Below are 21804 nucleotides of genomic sequence, written 5' to 3'. Positions count from 1 at the left end.
ATATATGCAAATGCTGCAATAATTATTAAATAATACTTAATAAGTCAGTAAAAGTTATGTCTGCTAAGCAAAAAAGTTTGAAATTTGCAAAACACATTACTTTATGGCAAAATCAACAGAATCACTTGAGGAGTTTTACCGATATAAATTCAACGATTTATCACAGAATCGCAATAAGCATAGTGGACAATTTAACGTCTTTAGAATTGAAGATCGTATTGCAGCTAATACAACATCAACATCCTATATTCGCAGGGACTTTTTTAAAATCATGCTTTATTCAGGGAATAATATATTTCATTACGGCGACAGCAGTATTGAGGTAAATGGCAATACATTGTTGTTTTTCAACCCTAAGGTACCATACTCTTATGATACAGTTCAGGCGAATACTAAAGGATGTTTTTGTGTATTTAAAGAGGAATTCTTTCAGGACAACTTCCGAATTAATCTAAATGAAATACCCCTATTTTCTGTGGGATTGTATCCTGTATTCAAACTCAATGACAATGAATACGCAGAGATTATTGCAATTTTTGAAAAGATCATTATCGCTACTGAAAAGGATTATATCTATAAGTATGAATTAATTAAGAGTTACATCACCGAATTGATTTACATAACTTTACAGCTGCAACCGGCTGAAGACCTTTTTGGGCATATTGATGCCGCCTCACGAATTACAGCTGTATTTACGGAACTTCTTGAGCGGCAATTCCCTATAGAGTCGACATCTCAGCGTTTTGAGTTAAGGTCCCCCAAAGCCATAGCGGAAAGGCTTTCTGTTCATGTTAATTATCTCAATCGAGCAATTAAAAAAACTACAGGACACACTACTACAGACCATATTTTCGAAAGGCTTGCTACCGAAGCAAAAGCATTGCTTAAATATACTAATTGGAGTATTGCAGAAATTAGTTATGCCCTCGGTTTTGAGGACCAGGCACATTTTAATAACTTTTTTAAAAAACAAACCAACAGCAATCCCTCATCAATTAGAAAGGTTTGAATTTGACAAAAAATGGTGCTATTTTAACAAAACTACCCTAATTATCTGTTTTAACTTTGTCTCAAAATAAAAATTATGAGCACAACTAAAGTTTGGTATATTACGGGAGCTTCTAAAGGAATGGGATTGTCCATAACAAAAGAACTGCTTTCCAAAGGCCACAGAGTAGCAGCCACCTCGAGAACGGTGAATGTTTTTAACCAGTTCGCAACATACGGAGACAGGTTTCTGGCCTTGGAGGTAGATTTAAAAAGCGAGCAATCCATTGAGTCGTCGTTTACTAAAACAATTGAGAAGTTTGGCAAGGTCGATGTAATAGTAAATAATGCAGGTTATGGTTTAGGAGGTGCACTTGAAGAACTTACCTCTGACGAAATGAACGAAAATTTCGAAGTTAATTTCTTTGCCGCTGTAAGGGTCATTCAGAAAGCCTTACCCTATCTCAGAGAACACCGTTCAGGTAACATCATTAATATTTCATCAATAGCCGGTTTCGCTCCAGGGTTGGGATGGTCAATGTATTGTGCTGCAAAATTTGCATTAAGCGGATTATCTGAAGCGCTTGCAAATGATTTAAAACCGCTTGGATTACATGTTACAAATGTTTTGCCTGGGTGGTTTAGAACAAGTTTTGCAACACCTGATTCCATTGCTTACAATAAAAACCAGATTGAAGAGTATAGCTATCTTCGAGAATATCATGAAAAAATGAACAGTATGGATGGGGTACAACTTGGAAATCCCGATCAAATTGCAGATGCTTTTTTGGAGTTGGTATCGAGCAAAAATCCACCGGTAAACTTGTTTTTAGGAAGCGATGCTTTTAACAGGGCAAAAAGTAAAATCCAGCAATTGAATCAAGAAATGTCTGATTGGGAAGCAGTATCAGTATCTACAGACTTTAAGTAATAGCAGACCAAAAATACATTCACTATAAAAATGACTTTAAGTCTTAAGCGTTAATTAACCCTGGAGTGGATAACTTTTTTGGATCAAAAGGTTAAGGCAGTTGAGTTACTTGTTTTCTCAATTGCCAACATTTTTAGTTCTGTGGAGACATCATGACACAGCATTATTTTAAAAGTAAATAACTAGTATTGGCAAGTGATTCGACAGTTAGGTGCGAATGTGCAGCTCTCATATCACATTTAAAGTTATATACAAAAATTTGCCTCAATCCCAAACAGGACATCCAAACCAAATTACTGAAGCCACTCAAAGACATTCTCTACCAGTAGTAAGCTAATCTCTTTAAATCCTCCATAAAATTTATAGAAATTTGTCCAGCCGAGGTCACAGTATACTTTATCTTTCAATTTATTAATCTATAATTCAGTAATTATTTATATGGGGATTTCTGGGTAAATAATTGACACACGTTTGTTTATTTCTTATCTTTGAAATTGTATTAATTTAATACGCTGAAGGCCAAGTGACCCTATAGGTGACCCTCACTTAAATAATATATCGCAATCCTTGTATTTACTGGAATTGACATAAAATCAGCGGAACCTCTTTCTCCGCGAAGGCCCGAAAACAAAGGAAAAACAAGATTTTCAAAGTTTTCAAAAAAGCCTAAAAAAAGCGGTAAACCCTGCAAATCCAACGATTTGCAGGGTTTTTTCTTTTATACCACTTTTCAATATTTATAAAATCGAACAAAATCTTTGTGGCACATTCGTGGCACACTTGGAAATTTCGAAAATGTGCCACAAAATTTCATCTTAAGTCCCGATATCAAAGGGGTTAAGCACGTTTACATCTTGTTTAAATGAGGTTATAATTCTACATTTACTAATCTAATAAGTTGAATTATGCTAGAGAACAGCTTTGGGTTGATATTCTTTTTGAAAGCATCCCGCAATGAGAGTAACATTAGAATCGTTTATTTCAGGATAACCGTTGACGGAATCCCGAAAGAAGCATCCACAAGACGGAAATGGGACAGTGAGCGCTGGAACCAGAAAACCGAGAGAGCAACAGGTACAAAAGAAGATGCAAAATCCCTGAACTTTTTTCTGGATTCACTCGCTATGAAGATCCATGAAATCAAATCAGAAATTATGTACACCGGAAAACTCATAACTTCCCAAAAGATTATGGACCATGTTATGGGAAGATCAATTTCCTGAGTGCACCTATATGCGCCCCTTTTTTTTAAGAGGGTTGGGATATCCTATTATTACTAAGCTTAAAACCAGGGTTCCGGATGATACTGCTCTACAAATAATTGAAAAAATTTAGCATGCAGAATTTTGTGGAAGATGGTGGACCAAACTATTTTTAACAATTAATAATCCAGAAAAAATAAATTCTAAAAAGTTTAGGTTCAAATTGCCCAATTTTATGAAGATGTAAAAACAACGTTTTCTAATTAAAAGAACACTCCTGTTTAGCTTTAGATCCTTATACAATAACAATTTTAAAAAAGTAGTTCCATTATTTTGGTATAGATTTCTGTGTTTTGATATACACCTGAAAAAACATGAGATCCCGAACCATAAGCAAAAACTGGAACAGGTATAGCTGTATGATCATTTGTACTAAAATTTCCCTGTACATATCCTTTGGTTACACTGCCATCAATTAATGATAATCCACCCGTTTCATGGTCGGCTGTTATTACTAAAAGGGTTTCAGGGTTTTTATCTACAAATTCCATTGCTTGTCCCACTAATTGGTCAAAATCAAGCATCTCGCGAACTACATATTCTAAATCATTTTTATGTCCGCCGTGGTCAATCTGTGCTCCTTCGGCCATAATAAAAAACGGATTTTTTGTTTTAGAAAAAACTGTAGTAGCTTTCGATAGAGATTTGGTTAAAAAATCGACTCTCCCCTCTTTTATAGAAACAACTGCCGCATCATCTAAAAGGATTATCCTACTGTTTTTAATGGTATCTAAACTGCTAAACTTATCTGAAAATGTGTATCCTTTTTCAATCAGCAATTTAGAAAGATCTTTACCGTCTTTTCTGGCTTTAAATTCTTTTATACCTCCTCCGATTAAGATATCAGACGGATTGCTTAAAAAATCATAGGCTATTGATTCATTATAACTTCTTTCAGGCTGATGAGCGTAAAATGCCGCGGGAGTTGCATCTGTTATATTTCCCGCAGAGATAATGGCTGTTTTAAACTTTTTCTTTGCTAACTGCTGCGTAATTAATTTCAAAGGTTTTCCGCTTTCATCAACGCTGATAAATCGGTTATTGGTTTTATTCCCTGTCGCCATAGCTGTTGCTCCTGCTGCCGAATCGGTAATATAACTGTCATATGCCTTAGTGATAGAAAGCCCTTGTATTGGAATATTAAAGAGACTTAATTGTCCTTTATTAGCTGTGTAACCTGCATAAATTTGAGCTAAACCCATTCCATCTCCAATAAGAAGAATCACATTTTTTGGTTTTTTCTTTGCAAAAGATAGCGGATTTTTAGGTATATATGCGGTATGAAATTCTGTGTTTTGATAAAATGTTGTTTTAAGGTTATGAATAAATTGTGCTAATGCCGCAACATTATCGGTACCAATATAATCAACTTTTAAATTCATCAAAGTCATCCACGTATTGACATTGTCCTGCGTAGACCAGAATCTGATTTTCTTATGCTGATCGTGCACCTTCTTAATTGCTGTTTGTATCTTTTGTAAGTCAGCTTGTGTCAAAACACCTTTACCATTCCATATCGTAAGTTTTTTTAAATCCTCACTGATCATTTCAACACGGGACAATTCTTCCGGCGAATAATTTTCATTCAGTCTTCCGTCAAAATAAATAAATTCAGGATATGCTGTCCATTGCGACGATAATGGCCTGTTTCCTGAAATAACCACTTTAATATTTTTAATAGAAATGATCTCCGGAAATGCTTGTAGCTGATGTACAATTGCTTTTAGAGTAGCATCACCATCAGATTTAACATCTATCATCAAAATCAAAGGCTTATTATCTGGATAGACATTTCCTGCTACGTTTTTTAATTTAGTTGAAAGCGGTTCAAGATATAAACTCTTTAGTGTATTTTGTTGGGTTATTTCTTTAGAAGTATGGGCAACAAACAGTTCATTATTAACTAAAAAAACATCTGCTTCGATAACGCCTGCCTCATTAGAATAAGCTCCGAAAAAAGGCAGTGGGCCAGCATAATCATTATGAGAATGAATATTAGAACAAGTGTATCCCTGTGCTTGTGTAAACAGGAAAAATTGGAGGCAAAAAAGGGTTATTATTTTTTTCATTGAAAAATAGAAATTTATTCATTTCCAAAGCCGTAGGTAGCCTGGCATAGAATTTTATTTTATTACTTTTAGTACATAATGTCGCTTTTACTTTTTACAACTGCAGGCCTGAGAAACCTGCAGCGTAAAAAAACTAAACAAAACAATATGAATTGATTTGGCTTCTACCTGCTTTTTATATATTACTAAATAAAAAATGAGTTTGAGTCAATAAACGGGAAACAGATTTTATTGTATGCCGTTTATTTTTTTATTTCGGTATTGTAGATCACCTCTCCTTTTTCATTAACAGCCTGTACATACAAAATATCGGCTAAAACTGAAAATACCATAAAACCATATTCTGAAGCAGCCAGTTTAGTAAAAGGTAAACTATCTATTGGTGTGATTTCAGAAGCTGAACCTGAAACAAAATAGTTGGTCTTGCCTTCTGGCAATAAATGCTGCAGATCATGATCATGTCCAGCTATATAGGCATCTACTTGGTATTTATCAAAAAGTGATTTCAATGATTTTCGTACTGCCTTTGTATCATAGCTTTCCCTTCTTTTCAAAGTTGCCGTGAACAATGGGTGGTGTCCGACAACTAATTTCCACTTTACACTTTTAGGTGCAGTAGTCAGGGCTTTAACAAGCCATTTTTTTTGAGCGGTGGTATCCTGTGAAATAACATTTTTACCATAAACGTCATTTTTATAAAACTCCGGAATTAAAGGATTGGTATCTATAAAAGCGATTAGTACCTGCTGGTTTGGATCTCCGTTTATATTAAAGGTCTTGCTGTAGTATCTGTCAGGCATATTCCAACGGCGGCTTATTTTTGAATACGCAACCTGAGCATCAGGATTTCCGGCATAATCATGGTTTCCTAATACCGAATACCAGTTCCAGTGGAGTGAAAAATCAGTATAAATATCCTCAAAAGAAGATTTCCATTGTGGGTCATGTTCACTTGCTACCCCTACCGGATAAAAGTTATCACCAGTAGAAATGATGAAATCACGGTTAATTTCTTTAGCAGTAATACCCATTTGCTTCGCTACAGGAATTTGATGGTCTTCGCCAAATCTGCCCCAATCGCCCATTACAATAAAATTTAACGCATTCGAATATTTTTTGATACTGGTATCTTTTGTTTGGGCAACAGCAAAATTTATAGTGAGTGTGCAAATAAATATTATTATGCTGTTTTTTTGTAGCAATGGTGTTTTCATTTTCTAATAATTAAAATTTGAAGGCTGCATGAGAAAACCGGCAGCCTCAAAAAAATATAATCTAATTGATTTAATACCCTTTATTTTGTACTAAATAACCAGGAACATTGGATGCACCATCAATGGCAACCTGAGGAATTGGGAAGAGCCTGTGGTCTACATTAGTATCTGTTTTTTCTGTCCATTTATCTTCAAAGTGTCCAAAACGAATTTGAGTTGTTCTTCTTAAACCTTCCCAGTAAAACTCAAAACCATATTCTCTGTACAAAATATCTAAATTGATAGCCGGAAGAGCAGCCGGAATTGGAGCGCGGGCAGTCCGTGAAGTTCTTACCGTATTTATGTCAGCCAATGGACCTGCATTGTCTCCTTTTCTTAATTTAGCTTCAGCACGCATCATAAAAATTTCAGCATACCTAAGTAATACCATGTCAACGCTACTGAAATAATTTCCATCAGGAGAAGTGTGGCTGAATTGGTATTTAGAAACTCGGTATCCGGAATAGTGCATACTTCCTTCTTTAGTAAAATCAACTTTCTCTTTAAGGTTTACATAGCCTACATTTAGATCTGGTCCGTTTCCTTTAATTTGTTTAACAGGATAAATTCTATATCCGCCATCACATTTAAAGAATGCTCCATTGGCATCTTTTCTTGCAGCCCATGGAATACCTCTCATAATTCCTCTGTCAATTTCAAAGTCTTCCGCTTTTACACAATAGTAATGATTCTGATCATTTAACGGAGAAAGTCCGGTTAGATCTTTCAGATTATCAGGTACTTTTGCATTATTTTTATAAAATCTCGAATCAGCATCTGCAGGGTCTACAGCACCATAAGCATCAATCCATGTCTGATAAAAATCTGATGTAATAGCCGGGCCATCTGTTCCATCGGCATTAATTGACTCCGGTCTTGGAAACATAGATCCCGGTATCGACCAGTATGCCCAGCGATTGTTTTCATCTCTTAAAACACCACGCTGGTCCAATGCAAAAATTAATTCTTTATTGGAGTTATTATTATCATCAAATAAGTCAAAATATTCTGGAGATAAACTGAATTTTCCTGAGTTTATAATATTATCCGTATATTTAATAACTTTATCCATATCAGCAGCAGTAAATTGAGGTGTTCCATAAGGATCACGGTAAACAGCAGCATTTAGATATAATCTGGAAAGCAGGCCCCAAACTGCCGCCTGAGTCATTCTACCCGGTCCTTTGGTATTATTGATTACGTCGGCCACAGACAGTAATTCACTTTCTATATAAGACACAGCATCTTGTCCTCGAAGTATTTGTGAAATGCTTGCCGATGACTCTTTTTTAAACACAAGCCCCCAGCTGTCTAATGTTTGCATATTTAAATAAGCCCTAAGTGCTATCATTTCATAAAGTGCTCCTTCTGCTTCTTTATTTCCGGCTTCTGCAAGAGGTTTTAAAACTTCAGTCGCAGTCAATGTTCTGGAAATATTTATAGTGAGCTCATTCCATGTAGATTTAACAAGGTCATTAGTAGGCGTAGTAGTATGTGCATGTACAGCCAAATATTTACCTCCGTCGTACCAGTCAGTTCCTCCTCTGTAAGGTAATATTCCTTCATCACTGGCAATTAACTGCAAACCGAAATTATTGGTATGTATCCAGGTCGCTTTTAATTGACCATACGCCGGTGCAATTGCACCGCTGATGGCTTCTGCCTGTCCGGCTCCTGTTAAGTTCTCATCCAATACTTTTTCTTCCAAGTCGGTACAGCTCCAGTTAAATAATAAACTGAATGCAAGAGCTGCTACTATTATTTTATTTTTCATGTTTTGATATTTTTGATTAAAATGCTGCATTTAGACCAATTGAAATGGTTCTGCTTCTAGGATAGCTGAAGTAGTCAATTCCAAACGACTGAATTTCTCCAACTGAAGTCCCTGTATTAATTTCAGGATCATAACCACTATAATTTGTAATCAGAAATAAGTTTTGTCCGGTTACAGAAAGACGTATGTTATCCATTACATTATCCAGTCCAATCATTCTTGGACTCAAATTATATCCCAGAGTTGCATTATTTAATCTTAAGAAACTCCCATCTTCCAAATATCTTGTAGATACTGTATTTGAATTCGTTGAGGCCTCATTTAAAAATTCCGAACCTCTGTCTGTTGTGTTGTAAGAATTTGCAAGTAGTCCTTTTGTAAATGAAGTCATTGCAACGTGGTTGTAAATTTTATTTCCGCCGGCACCATTAAAATTAAGCCCTAAGTCAAAATTTTTATATTTAAAATTTAGATAAAAAGCATAAATATAATCTGGTAATGCACTGCCCGCTACTATACGGTCATCGTCTTTAATTACACCATCCCCGTTTACATCTCTAAACTGATTCAAACCATCAGCACCAATGCCTGTAAATTCAAGTATGTAAAAAGAACCTATAGAGTCTCCATTAAGTGCCCCGTTTATAGTTGCTCCGGACTGTCCCCCTCCTTGTGCTCCTCCGGTTGTTAATATCTTATACGGTGAGTCCTGTACTTTATTGTTTGTAAAAGAAACATTTCCGCCAATATTATAAGAGAAGTCTTTGCTTTTATCACTGCTGTAATCTAAAGCAAGTTCGATACCACTGTTTTTTATCTGCATATCAGGAATGTTCGTCCAATATTTTGGTGCAGGCTGAATAGGGTCTACCGGTGCTACTTCTAATAAAATATTTTCTGACACTTTATTAAAATAGTCAACAGTACCTGATAATTTGTTATTGAATAAACTAAAATCTAAACCTATATTGGTTTGTGTTGAAACCTCCCATTGAATATTCGGATTAGCTAAACGGGTGTAGACTGAACCATATGGATATCCGCCTAAATCTGTAGCTGATGGGTCCAAAGGATACGTGTTGTTTCCTGTATTGCTTTCAGTATAACTTGCTTTAGTTATTTTAGAAGGAATTTCCTGAACGCCGGTCTGACCCCAGCTTGCTCTTAGTTTCAGATTGTTTACAACTTCAGATTCTTTTAAAAAATCTTCTTTTGTAATGTTCCATCCCAATGCAACAGAAGGGAAATAACCGTATCTGTTATTTTTACCAAATTTAGAAGATCCGTCAGCACGTAAAGTGGCTGTTAGTAGGTATTTATTTTCATAACCGTAGTTTAACCTTCCAAAAAAAGACTGAAGTTCATTTTCTACTGCAGATGAATTATGGCCTGTAGATTTCACAGCTGTTTCTAACTGATTTTTCGGTTCTATTCCATTATCAGGAAATCCTTCAAAATTATAATTCTTTTGATTTACTTGTATTTTCTGATAAGACTGCCCCGCTAAAATGGTAAAATTATGAGCCTTCGCACTAAAATTATAGGTTAAAGTGTTTTCGTATAAAATATTATTGTTAGTAGTACTAATATTGTTCAAAGTACTTAAACTTGTATTAGTAGACGATGTATAAGGCATTAACTGAATATCTCTTTCAGACATAGAGTAATCAACTCCAAGATTAAATTTATAAGTTAAACCTTTTATGAATTCGTAAGAGGGTGCAATATTCGCTAAAATGCGATTGTTGTTTGTCTCATCTGAGTAAATTCTCTGACTAATTAAAGGATTCACAACATTATTACTTAAATTAACATTCGGTTCTCCATTTACATAAACGGCATTAGTTGGATTCATGGTCAGCATATTACCGACAATATTTCTGATATCCGGTCGTGAATTTTCAAGTTTTGTAGCTGTCAAATTAAAAGCAACATTAAACTTATCGTTAAATGCCTTTTGATTTAAATTTAAACGTCCTGAGTAGCGTTTTAAATCACTATTTTCGAAAATGCCCTCTTGATTATCTATTCCTAAAGATGCTGCATAAGTTGACTTATCGGTTCCTCCACTCATTGATAAATTTAGGTCATGAGAAACTCCGGTTCTTGTCAATTCATCCTGCCAGTCGGTGTCGGCGCCGCCATCAATTAACTTTCCATTACTGGCAGTAACTTTTCTTCTAAATTCATCAGCACTAAAAACATCAACCTTATTGGCCAGTGTTGAAAGTCCTGTGGACATAGAAAGGTTTATTTTAGCGTTCCCTTTTGCACCTTTTTTAGTTGTGATTACAATTACTCCATTTGCAGCTCTGGATCCGTAAATGGCAGCAGCAGATGCGTCTTTAAGAATATCGATACTTTCGATATCCTGTGGATTGATAAAGTTTAAAGGATTTGAAGCAACACCATTGTTACTATTGTCCAAAGCAAATCCATCTATTACATAAAGTGGCGTTGTACCTGAACGCAAACTCCCCACTCCACGAATAATAATGTCCTGATTGGCTCCAGGTTCACCACTTGCAGCTGTAACATTCACCCCCGCAACTTTACCTTGAATAAGCTGTCCGGTATTTGCCACAACTCCTTTATTAAAATCTTCACTTTTAACAGAACCGATGGCTCCGGTTACGTCAGATCTTTTTTGAGAACCATACCCAACAACTACTACTTCGTTTAAGGTACTAACCTCTTCTGTTAAGGCAACAGTCAGTTTTTGATTTCCTGAATAGGCAACTTCTTTTGTTTTAAATCCTACATAGGAAAAAACCAAAACACCTTCATTTTGTTGTACTTTAATTTTAAAATTTCCGTCAAAATCTGTTGTTACAGCTCCTTTTGGTTCTCCCTTAATATATACAGAGACACCTGGTACTGGTACTTTTTCAAGATCAGAAAACACATCTCCTGATACCGTTCCCTGCGCATAGGAATAGGACATACATCCTAAGGCAAGAATTAACAATGCATAAAATTTTTTCATTTAAATACTATTTTTTGTTTTGCCAAAAGTATATTAAGCCACTTGCCAAATGGGGTAATTTTGCTTCACAAAAGAGGATTTTAGATTCAAATTAGGATAAAATTAACGACAAAAATGGGGTGTTTTGTACACTAACATTGACCTAACCTTGGGCAAACAATGAGCTAACAGAAACTTCTATTGCAATGCTTTGTGTTCTTTAGGACTTCTTCCAAAATATTTTTTGAAAGAACGCCCAAAATACTTTGGATCATTATAACCACACTCGAAACTTATCTCAGAAATATTTAATTTTTTGGTTTTTAATAGTATTTCTGCTTTTTGTAATCTAAAAGAAGTGATCACATCAGAAGGAGACTGATTCAATGTTTCTTTAAATATACGGTAGCATTTTACCCTTGAAATTCCTAAATTTTCTACAAGTGTTTCTACATTAAAAGAAGAATCCTGTAACTCTATTTTTATTATTTCTAAAGCTTTTTTTACCAATTTATCATTATTTGTTACTACGGGATCATCATCTGTCAAAATTTCAAATATCCTTTGCTGCATTTTATTTTGCTGCTGCGAATCTTTGTTTTTATAAATTAAAGAAGTGATTTTTTTATTTATAAATGAAGAGCTGGCAGGCAACTGAATAAGCGTATCAATACCCAACTCTAATAATTGTTCATGCAATTCATAATTAATATCTTCAGATATATAAATCATCGGCATTTTAAGACCTAAAATCTTTTTATTGGATGCTAAGAAATGAACCAGTTCTTTTGAGAAGGTTACCTGATAAAATATCAACGCACAAAAGTTAATTTGCTTAACGGCTGAGTTTAAATTAGCGACTGAATTTTCGAAAAGCAGGTGAGAATTATTATTTTCTAAAACCTGATTTGCAGCAGTATAATCAGATTGGTCACTAAAAACTAAAAACAATTCTTTATCTGAAGACACACCGTCCTGTTCATTAAAATACTTCCAGGAAATTGTTTCCTTAATTTTTAAATCTTCATCCACCAGTTCTAAAGGAATCTTTAAAGTGCTTGAGAATTTCTCGTCTGAGTTATCGAAAAATTCTCCTTTCAAATCGTCCAGTAATACATGCAAAGCTTTAAAGTAAGGACTATAATGCTGAATATTGTACCAATTATTTTTTAGGATGATGCTATCAGAAACCACTGTAACTTTTAAAAAGCTATTTTCATATCCAATTTCAATATTTAAACTACTCTCTCCTTCAGAATATTTACTGATATCATTTAGAAAATATTGCAGTAATAACTTTACCCGTATTACATCAATGGCAATAAAATTAGAGGAATTGTCTATTTCACAATTCAAATTAACCTGATTGCGCTGCAGCTCTTTTTTTAATTTTTCGACACTGCTTTTTAAAACAGGAAACAGATTAACGGCTGATTTTTTAATGGGACCAATATCTTTAACATAACTTAAATAATTCCATTCTGAAATAAGATTAGCCAGTTTACCCGATTGCAAAAGTAAATCTCGTTGCAATTCATTGTCTTTTTTGTAGGCACTTGAAATTTTGATTATTCTGGCAATTGGGTCCTGAAACTCAGCCAGCATAAAGGTTTTAAATTTTTCAATTTCAAAATTTTCGTTTTTAAGAGTACTGTGGAGTTTTAAAAGTTTTTCTTTCTGTTCTGAAATTTTTTTGTTCTTTTCATCTAGTTTTTCATTAATGGCTTTTAAATCTTTTTTCTGATTTTCAATTATTGCAGTACGGGCCTGTATTTTTGCTATTAGGTATTTTTGTTGCGCTGTTGCATTTTTATTTTTAACATAAATCAGCAGCATACAGCCAATTAATATAAAAAACGATAATAAAATATAAAAAACGATTGTCTCATAAAATGCTTTACTGATATATAATGTGAAAAATACTGGTTTAGTAATTCCATTTTCACCTTGTTTAATCAAAAATTCATAGCTCCCAGAGGATAAATTGGCGTACTCTACTTTTTGGGTATTTTGTAATAGAATCCAGTTCTTATCTCTTCCTTCTAATTTATAATAAATTTTACCTATGTCTTCTCTAGGAAATACAACAGGGGTTATTTCAATTTCTAATTCATTATTACTAAAACTCTTTTCAATTGTGGGCAAATAATTTTCGTTACCATCTACTTTCAATTTGATTTTTGCATTATATATAAAAGAATTCATAATATTAGGATTGAAATAATTAAGCCCATTTACACCACCAAAATAGAAAAGCCCTTTACTATCCTTATAATAAGCCCCTTCTGAAAATTCAGGTGCCTGCCATCCCTGATTTGGATTAAAGGAAGTGACTTTAAAATTATTTTTAGAAATAGATGCAATTCCTTTAGTGGTACTTATCCAAACTTTGTCTCCATTATCAATAAGACCATAAACCATGTGACTTGGAAGGCCATCAGCCTCTGTCATGTTTTTAACCAATCCCTTTTTTTTATTATAAATGCTGACACCACCTAAGGAAGCAATCCAGTAATTATCAGTTGCCTTATCAATCAGTAAAGAATAAACACTATTGCCTAAGATACCCTGTTCTTTTGAAATTTGGTCTATTTTGTTAGTGTCTAAATTAAAGACTATTACACCATCGTGTTCAGTGGCTAAAATTAAATTCTGCTTGTGTTTATTGACACATCTGATATGATATTTATCGAGTGTGTTTTGCCCTTTAAAGCTTTCAAATTTTTCAGTTACCAAATTAAATTTAGCTACACCTCCCCAACATCCTACCCAAAGCTGTTTTTTATCATCCTCATAAATAGAATAAGATCTGTTATTTGGCAGTTCTTTAATTTTTTCAGCCTCATAAGTATCGTATTTTAAACCTGAAATACGTATGATTCCTTTATATGTTCCAGCCCAGATTGTTCCGTTACTCGCCGTAAATAAACTCCTGATTCTTTCCCAGTCCGGATTTAAAGCCGCTTCTTTTATTACATATTTTTCGTAAGAATGGCTTTTAACATTGTACTGATACAGTCCATTTGTGTAATAACCTAGCCAGGTCTTTCCACTTGTATCTTTCGTAATAGCCCTAATGGTTTCTGTTGGTAAATTAGGGTATTTTACAGGATGTGGTAGTATTGTGTTTATTTTTTCTGAGCCTGGATAAGCCATACTCAAACCACCATCCTTTTGCCCTAACCAAACAGTTCCAAAAGCATCTTCGTGCAATGTTTCAATTTCATCACTCTTAAAAGAATAAGGCAGGTATAAATCAGAAGTAAAATGTTGAATATTTTTACTCGCATCATTAGCAATGATATACACTCCGTTTTTTCTGGTCGCATACCAGATATTTCCATCTTTGTCTTTTAAAACATCATTGATAATAAGTGCAGGATATTTTTTTAATAAGATACTTTTTAGATAGTCAGTAGCTGTTTTCTTTACGGAATTGTAACGTATCGCAACAAAAACTCCTTGTTTAAATTCGTAGTAAGCTGTTTTGGTTTGTACTACCATATTCCCATTTTGGGAAAGCTGAATGCTCTTTGCAATACCTTTAAACTTGAATTTGGCAAATTCCCCGTTTCCTATATACCGATTTACATCACCTTCTTTTGTAATAAGCCAGATATAACCGGCACAATCCCTTGTAAGTTTCATTATATAATCACTGGAAATCGTTTTAGGATCATTAAAATTATGTTTAAAAACTTTAAAGTTAAAGCCATCATAATAATTTAACCCATCCCAGGTAGCAATCCACAGCCCTCCGTCTTTATCATTTTCAATATCAATTATCGAATTATTTGACAGACCTTGATTTGTGGTAAAATTCTCAAACTTTATTTGTTGTCCAAATGCCTGTAGCGTAATAAACCATACGACAAATAACCTTGTAACCATTTGTTTGTTTTAACCAACAAGGATACAATCACAAGTTTACCTGAACATGAATTGTATGTTAAGTTTTAAATAGGTAAAAGGGTGTTTTCTCAATTAGCACAAAAAATAAAAAAAACACTTGAATAAAAGGCAATTTATAAATTAAAATTGAGTCTGTTTGTGGAGGATTTGAGGATATTAAATATATTTTTCAATGTTGGCCAATAATTATGATAAACATCTATATAGAGGATTATATGGAAAGGTGTACGGAACCTGGATTTCTGATTCTCCAAATGAAGTTTTTATCTTCTTATTGGAAAAACCATTACGAGCATTGGATGAAATTGTCTTTTCATGTTTCTCATATCCTAGATGAGAATCCAGCTCTCCAGATAGAATTGCTTCTATCCCTCGCTTTTGTAGTTGCGCTAGAAAACCATTTAGGTCTTCGCCCGTTTTGAATTGTTTTAAAAATTCATCTGATAATAAATCTTCTTTTTTCATAAGACTGTGTAAAAGTTAAAGTTAAAAAAAATGATGGTGGTTTAATAACCCCATCATTTTTTAACTTACACAGTTAGTGAGACACTACCTTTTATTTTTTCTTTTTCGATTTCGATTTTTTTGCCTTCTTTTTAGCTATTTTTTTGGCTTTGGCCTTATCTTTCGCTTTTTTGGCTTTTGCTTTCTTTTTTGCCTGTGCTTTTTGTTTGGCTTTTTTGGCTTTTTCTTTCTTTTTATCCTCTTTAGACTGATCTTTTTTCTTAGCTACCAGTTTTTTCTTTTTTGCTTTTTCTTTCTCTTTGTCGTTCTCTTTACTTTTCTCTTTTTCTTTCATCTTTTTCTTTTTAATTTTAGTTTTAGATTTATTTACATCCTCTTTAGCAATTTCTTCAGTTTCCTGTGAAACTTCAATTGAAAGGGCTTCTTCTTTTTTTTCTGTTGCTTCTGGTTCTGAAATCAAAGGCTTTTTCGTAGTTTTAACTGCTGTTTTTTTTGTACTTGTAGTTTGTGTTGCTGTTGCTGAATCTGTTTCTTCGGCCTTAATGTCATTTTCAGCAATAGTTTCATTTTTAAGAGTTTGTTCCACTGCATTTGCATTAGAATCCTCTATATTTTGATTTAATTCATTTGTATTTTCTTTTTCTTTCATATGGCAGATATTGTATTTTGATTTTAAAATTTACACAGATCCATTATTGTTTTAATATTAATTTAATGTTACTAAATTGTTAGCAAATATAACTTGAAAAACAATTGTTCAATGTTAAGTTTTACTTCAGAATAAAAACTTAACATTGAAAATACAAAATCCCTTTTCATAGTTTAATGTAAAGAATCCTTTAACCTTTAACTAAATCGCAGGCAGAAATGCAAATCGGATTTGTAAAAATATAAAGCAAATAGAATTCCGGAATAAAGCATAGTAAAATTAATAGGTGTAAACCAGCTTATCTTGAAGTGGTATTGAAGAATAGTATCAAAAATATAGCAGGATGATAAGATGGTACCTATAAAAATTGGAATTGATAAAAAAGTCAAAAAAGATCCAGAAAAACATTTAGTAAATACTTCTATTTTTACAAAATATTTAAAAAAGCAGCTCAATTATTTGATATAAATTTCTCAATTCTGATATACTCCTGAAAAATTTCGAGCCTCTGAACATACGAATAAACAGGGACAGATATGAGCTGGATGATGATTTGTACTATAATATCCCTTTACATATCGTATTGTATCATAGTAATCCATTATCTAATCAGCCTATTTCATAATCCGTGTTAGAATGAGGGGAGTTCATGTTTTTAGACTAACTAATTCTATGGCTGATCTACTTATTTTCAAAATCACGCATTTCGCGAACTTTATATCCCCATATGATTTTTTATATCCCCGCGAACAATTGCGCTCCTTCTTCCATAAAAAAAGGATTTCTTATAGAGAAAAACTATAGTTATCTTCGATAAATATCCTGTTAAAAATCTTCTTTCCTTCTTTTTATTGAAACTACTGTCGAATCATCCACAAACATATTTTGTTGTTTTTAATGGTATTTAAGGTGCTAAACTCAAAAAAGCAGGATGCTTTTAAGACATCCTGCTTTTAGAAAACAACTAACTAAATCTTTTTCCTTTTTTAGATTATTTATTTTCGTTACTGTTATTAATCTCTTAAAACAAGTTTACGTCATTTTTAAAAAGTGTAGTGCGGTCGCTTTCCCACGTAAAATGCTTTATCCTAATTATTGATCATTTTCAGCCTTGCCAATCATCTCTAAGATAATATCAAGAATAAGAAGAGTTTTAAGTCTGGTTCCGCAACTTAGATAAATCCAGGTTCCAGGAGATTCTTCGTATGGAAACATACAGGTAATTTGAGAAATGTTAATTGTATACTGGGTGAGATCATCTGTTCTGAATTGGATTGTTTTCATATCTATTCTGTAAATTGTTTATAGTATTACTTACATATGCCTCAGTAAGGGATAAAATTAGCATCTCATAATGGAATATTTAAAGAAAAAATATCCGTTTTTATTTAGATTCTATAACAATTCTCCAGGTATCAAAACTGCAATCATACTTGTATCCCAAGTCACACATCTCTTTAATCCATTTCCTCAAGGTTTCCTGCATCATTTTAATTTCATGGGTTCTACCGGATATTACAAAAAGATTTTTATCATGGAAAGCATTCCCATGATTAACTATATAATCGAGCTTTTGCAGTTCTCTTTCCAGTTTTTGAGCTTTTTCCAAACTATCAGTATGAAAAAAATAATCAATTTTTAATTCATCTTCTTCTTCAACTGCCGAATCACGCAAACTTACCAGTGATTCTATTGAAAGTCGAAGCTGTTTATCCTGATTCGCTGTAAATTCATTTTCAGAAACAAAAAATTGCTTCTTTTTTTTGGGCTTTAAAAAACTTAAAATTTCCATTTTATTTGAGGTAGTTTACAATTATAAATTTCAAAACAAAAGTAGGTAAATATATAAGCAGATAACCTTCGGTAATACAAACTTAACATAACAGATCCTTGTAACAATCAATTTTTCTACTGTACATGTGACTTACAGAATTAATTTAAAAATAATCACTAGTATTTACCAAATTTTCATTAATAAATAGTTTTATCTTAATGGCAGAAAGACTAATAATCTTTAAAAAAGCTGACAGGCTATCATCGACCTGCCTGCCAGCTAAAAAAAAAACTAACAACATCTTACTATCTTGCGCTATATACCTTTAAAGACGTTTTTCAACTTGGTTGCCTATTTTTTGCGACTCTGTAATCCTTTATAATATAGAAATCTGATTTATGCGAAGAGTATCTAATTTTTGAAGGAAGAACAACTTATTAATTTCGAGATTTTTATTGAAGTGCATTTGCTAAATCTTGAATTTGTTAGCCTGCTCCAATATATACATATATGAAATCCTGAATGCTAGGCGAAATAGAGATCACTTTACTTGATCCAGCAGTCAATACATTAGAGAAATTGCCGTAGTTAATGCGGATCAACTACCTTCACTTTTTCCTTATTAGTATATGGCAGATCGGCTGTGCCAAATTTATATATTTTTTAACTAATAAGATTTTTTAAATCCGACTGTCAATAAATTATAAATTACTGAAAGCCTCAACAATTTAATAAAAAGAGGAGACATTCCGACTCCCCATACTTAATTAACGAAATAAAAAAAATTACTATGTTCTTTAAAAACGCCTTTTACGACGGAGTTCTGTTTCCATTTTACGGACACAGGGATATATCCTTCTTTGTAAGGATTCGTGTTGGCCATTATATTTTTTTATACATCCCTCAAGTTCTTTCATCAAGATGTGGTAATAGTCATACAGACCCTTAAATTCAGTTATCTGTTTGCGGATAATTTCTTCAATATTCTCGGGAATTAGATCACTGCATGCAGGAGCATTTTTTTCAAACCGATCTATAGCTTTAATCATATTCTGATGTTTCTTGTCGTCTAATCCTTGCATTGTTTTGTCTTAATCTTGAGAGACTAAAATCTTAAGGCCACAAACGTTTAGCTTCCAAGTTTAATCTTTAACCTCTATGAAAATCTTTTGTTTCTATTCTTTTTTTAGGGCTACATACCATATTATAGTAACATAACATGCAATCATGTAAAAAAGCACTTACATTTACCGATTAATTTGTATCACTGCAACAGTTTGGGGGCTGTCTATTCGATATAAAAAGATGGTTATATTCTTGTTTATTGTTACAGAGTATATCCTCAAACCTGCGAAAGGCCTCCAGCATATTCTTATGCTCTTTTGAATCAATTCCCTGCACTCTAGTTTGCGTTTTTTAATAATTAAAAGATTCGTTTTAACTGGTTATCTTTAATACCCTATTTTCTTAATTATCAGTGGTTCAGACACTACATCAGGCTGTTGTTTTTGAAGCGCTTGTATGGTCTTTATGTTCATACTTCGCCCATTTCCGGAAATGGAACCTAAGGCTCGTTTCAACAGTATTTCATTTGTATTTCCTAAAGGGAATACTTCTAATACCTGAAACTCCTCTAGCATAATTGTTGGCTGTATCCCGGCAGCATAGTTGCCTTCCCCTTCAGCATTAAATAGTTTATAGATTACAGGGTATAAAACCCATCTTACCTGTCCACCACCCATCCTATCGTCCTCAATCGGGAAACTGGCAACATCTTTACCCACGGTTTTCTCTCCAATGGTTATCACTTCCATAAACGGTTTTAGGTTGTTGATTATTATTTCAGAAGCCGATGCAGTATGTTTGCCGCACAAAATATAAACCCTTTGAATTTGTGGATGAGCAGCCCTAAGTACCTCAAAGCTGACTTTGGATTCATTCATCTCCAGTGATTCTTTAAAGGTCTGGTTCACTTCTCCGCCGTTGAAATTTCCCTTAAACCTGATAAACTGGTTGGTAGATTGTATGTTGGGAGCTAAAAGTATACTGAGTGCTGTAGCCGATGAGACATCGCCTCCGCCATTATACCTTAAATCAACTACAATTTCGTTAATAGACTGATTCTTAAACTCCTGAAATACACTCAGTAGTGACTGCGAGAGACCAACATTAAAATGCGGTATTTCAATATAACCCACTTTATGATTCTGGTAGGGAATAACCTGGCTGAGGACAGGCTGCAAAAAAGTAAACCCCTGAGTAATATTAATCTGTTGAGGGGCTGTAAACCCTGATTGTTCAGAATAGGAAACTACCTGCAACTTAGCATCTTTAGCAGCTATCAAATTTTGATAGAGGTTATTATAATTTCCCTGGTTTAAAGCCGTGCCACCAATGGCGGTTATTAACTTTCCACGCTCAAGCCCATTTCTCTCTGCCGGTGAATTCGAAAGTACATACAACACTACGCCATATATCCGTCCTTCAAATTCAACAAAAGAAAGGTCAAAGCCAAATGAATTCGGGAGACTTTGTGGAAAAGTTTCCGCTGAGGAGGTATGGATCGCATACGAAAAACGATCATTCTTATTTACTAAAGATCCAAAATACTCCTTCGGGGGCAACGATAAATTGCCTTTGCCAGGAATACTTTCGTTCCAATAATAATAGCGTTTCATTTGTGTGTAAATCCAATCGTTTACATACTCATTTGTACCCTCCTCATAGGTTAAAGGAATATCGTCATTGGCTTGGCAGGCAAACAAAACACTTGCAAACAGGAGAATTAAAATTGACTTCTTCATCCTTTATTTTGGGTTTAAAAATAACTTTTCAAATTAATGCCAGTTTACACCAGTTGGAGAATCTTTTTAGGACATGGGGACATGGGGTAAACTTATGAGGTTTTTAAAATTCATAGATTTTATATGAAAATCTATGAATTACAGGTAATCTGCAATATCGATATCTCCTTTTACCACTACTGTTCCGTTTTCTAGTTTTTCCTGCAGCACAATCATATTGACACCATAGGTTTGAATGATTTGTACTTTTATGGGGCTTGTGCCGGTGTAAGGTTCTGTAGTACCCGGTTTGTAAAGCTCTAAAAATACGGGTGCTGTATTGCTGAAAAAATTGTAAATCTTAAATTCAGAAAAATCATCTTTCCCAATGTTTTCAAATGTAGCAAGTACCACCCCGTTTTCTCTTTTTAGTACTCCTTTTACACTTTCAAGTCCAGTACCTGAAAATTCTCCCAAATTAGCAAAAAGAAACTTAAAGCCCACTTTACCTACATTTATAGTAGGTTTTACAGCGTAGACTTCGAGAAAAATATCAGGTAAATTGAAAAAATAGAAATTCTCATAGTCTGTAAGATTGTCATAAGTAATTTCATAGGTAGCGATTTGAGCACCTGTTTCGTGGTTGTAAATAGCTAAGGGATTTTTTTCGCCTTTGTCCAGTACAAAGTTGAGGGTTGTTTCGATATTTTGGGTATAGAAACTATTCTCATTAATAATTACTGGCTTACCATCTAACCTAATTTCTATTGCATCGGGAGTAGAAAAACCTTTTATATTGACCTTTGCAGGTTTTTGTGCCACGTCAAATTCATTGGTAAGTTCACTTTCGCAGGATGTTGCAACTACTAACAAGGCGAGTAGTAAAGCTCTTGCTTTTTTCATAAGTATTTTGTTTTTATTCTTAATTTCTTTCGAAATGTTTTAGTTTCCCGAAGCTAAACCAATAGCTGCGGGAATTT

General features: G+C 33.8%; 15 protein-coding genes. 3 read left to right on the top strand and 12 right to left on the bottom strand.

What is annotated here, in order from left to right; translation table 11 throughout:
- The first annotated feature begins 103 nt into the window (after positions 1–103).
- From ABI657_RS05545 to ABI657_RS05535, 3 genes are all read left to right on the top strand, one after another.
- A complete protein-coding gene (locus tag ABI657_RS05545) occupies positions 104–1009 on the top strand; it encodes a helix-turn-helix transcriptional regulator (RefSeq protein WP_348096248.1) in 906 nt (301 codons plus the stop codon).
- Between the two features lie 75 nt (positions 1010–1084).
- Positions 1085–1918 (top strand): SDR family NAD(P)-dependent oxidoreductase, encoded by an 834-nt coding sequence (locus ABI657_RS05540; protein WP_348096247.1) that lies wholly within the window; start codon positions 1085–1087, stop codon positions 1916–1918.
- A 905-nt stretch (positions 1919–2823) separates the two neighbouring features.
- Positions 2824–3141, top strand: a complete 318-nt coding sequence (locus ABI657_RS05535) for an Arm DNA-binding domain-containing protein (protein ID WP_348096246.1) — start codon at positions 2824–2826, stop codon at positions 3139–3141.
- Between the two features lie 290 nt (positions 3142–3431).
- Here ABI657_RS05535 and ABI657_RS05530 read toward each other — a convergent pair whose 3' ends face one another.
- The 12 genes from ABI657_RS05530 to ABI657_RS05475 form a co-directional block, all read right to left on the bottom strand.
- The gene (locus ABI657_RS05530; protein ID WP_348096245.1) at positions 3432–5249 is read right to left on the bottom strand and encodes an alkaline phosphatase; all 1818 of its coding nucleotides are present in this window, start codon (positions 5247–5249) and stop codon (positions 3432–3434) included.
- 242 nt (positions 5250–5491) lie between these two features.
- Complete coding sequence (locus ABI657_RS05525) at positions 5492–6463, bottom strand: tartrate-resistant acid phosphatase type 5 family protein (RefSeq protein WP_348096244.1); 972 nt, start codon at positions 6461–6463, stop codon at positions 5492–5494.
- A gap of 70 nt (positions 6464–6533) precedes the next feature.
- A complete protein-coding gene (locus ABI657_RS05520; protein ID WP_348096243.1) occupies positions 6534–8276 on the bottom strand; it encodes a RagB/SusD family nutrient uptake outer membrane protein in 1743 nt (580 codons plus the stop codon).
- 16 nt (positions 8277–8292) lie between these two features.
- On the bottom strand, positions 8293–11262 hold the full coding sequence (locus ABI657_RS05515; RefSeq protein ID WP_348096242.1) for a TonB-dependent receptor: 2970 nt from the start codon (positions 11260–11262) through the stop codon (positions 8293–8295).
- 177 nt (positions 11263–11439) lie between these two features.
- Positions 11440–15132: a two-component regulator propeller domain-containing protein gene (locus tag ABI657_RS05510; RefSeq protein ID WP_348096241.1), complete on the bottom strand. Its 3693-nt coding sequence runs from the start codon at positions 15130–15132 to the stop codon at positions 11440–11442.
- Positions 15133–15339: 207 nt separating this feature from the next.
- Complete coding sequence (locus ABI657_RS05505; protein WP_348096240.1) at positions 15340–15618, bottom strand: transposase; 279 nt, start codon at positions 15616–15618, stop codon at positions 15340–15342.
- Positions 15619–15709: 91 nt separating this feature from the next.
- Positions 15710–16267, bottom strand: a complete 558-nt coding sequence (locus tag ABI657_RS05500) for a hypothetical protein (RefSeq protein ID WP_348096239.1) — start codon at positions 16265–16267, stop codon at positions 15710–15712.
- Between the two features lie 1092 nt (positions 16268–17359).
- On the bottom strand, positions 17360–17551 hold the full coding sequence (locus ABI657_RS05495) for a hypothetical protein (RefSeq protein WP_348096238.1): 192 nt from the start codon (positions 17549–17551) through the stop codon (positions 17360–17362).
- A 100-nt stretch (positions 17552–17651) separates the two neighbouring features.
- Entirely contained in the window at positions 17652–18059 is a 408-nt protein-coding gene (locus ABI657_RS05490; RefSeq protein ID WP_348096237.1) for a ribonuclease E inhibitor RraB, read from the bottom strand.
- A gap of 779 nt (positions 18060–18838) precedes the next feature.
- On the bottom strand, positions 18839–19123 hold the full coding sequence (locus ABI657_RS05485) for a hypothetical protein (RefSeq protein WP_348096236.1): 285 nt from the start codon (positions 19121–19123) through the stop codon (positions 18839–18841).
- Positions 19124–19492: 369 nt separating this feature from the next.
- On the bottom strand, positions 19493–20845 hold the full coding sequence (locus tag ABI657_RS05480; protein ID WP_348096235.1) for a S41 family peptidase: 1353 nt from the start codon (positions 20843–20845) through the stop codon (positions 19493–19495).
- Positions 20846–20983: 138 nt separating this feature from the next.
- Positions 20984–21727, bottom strand: a complete 744-nt coding sequence (locus tag ABI657_RS05475) for a hypothetical protein (protein ID WP_348096234.1) — start codon at positions 21725–21727, stop codon at positions 20984–20986.
- Between the last annotated feature and the right edge of the window lie 77 nt (positions 21728–21804).

The organism is Flavobacterium sp. (assembly GCF_039930565.1).
Taxonomy (GTDB): Bacteria; Bacteroidota; Bacteroidia; order Flavobacteriales; family Flavobacteriaceae; genus Flavobacterium.
The sequence above is the reverse complement of the archived record's forward strand: the minus strand, read 5'-3'. Positions and strand labels throughout refer to the sequence as shown.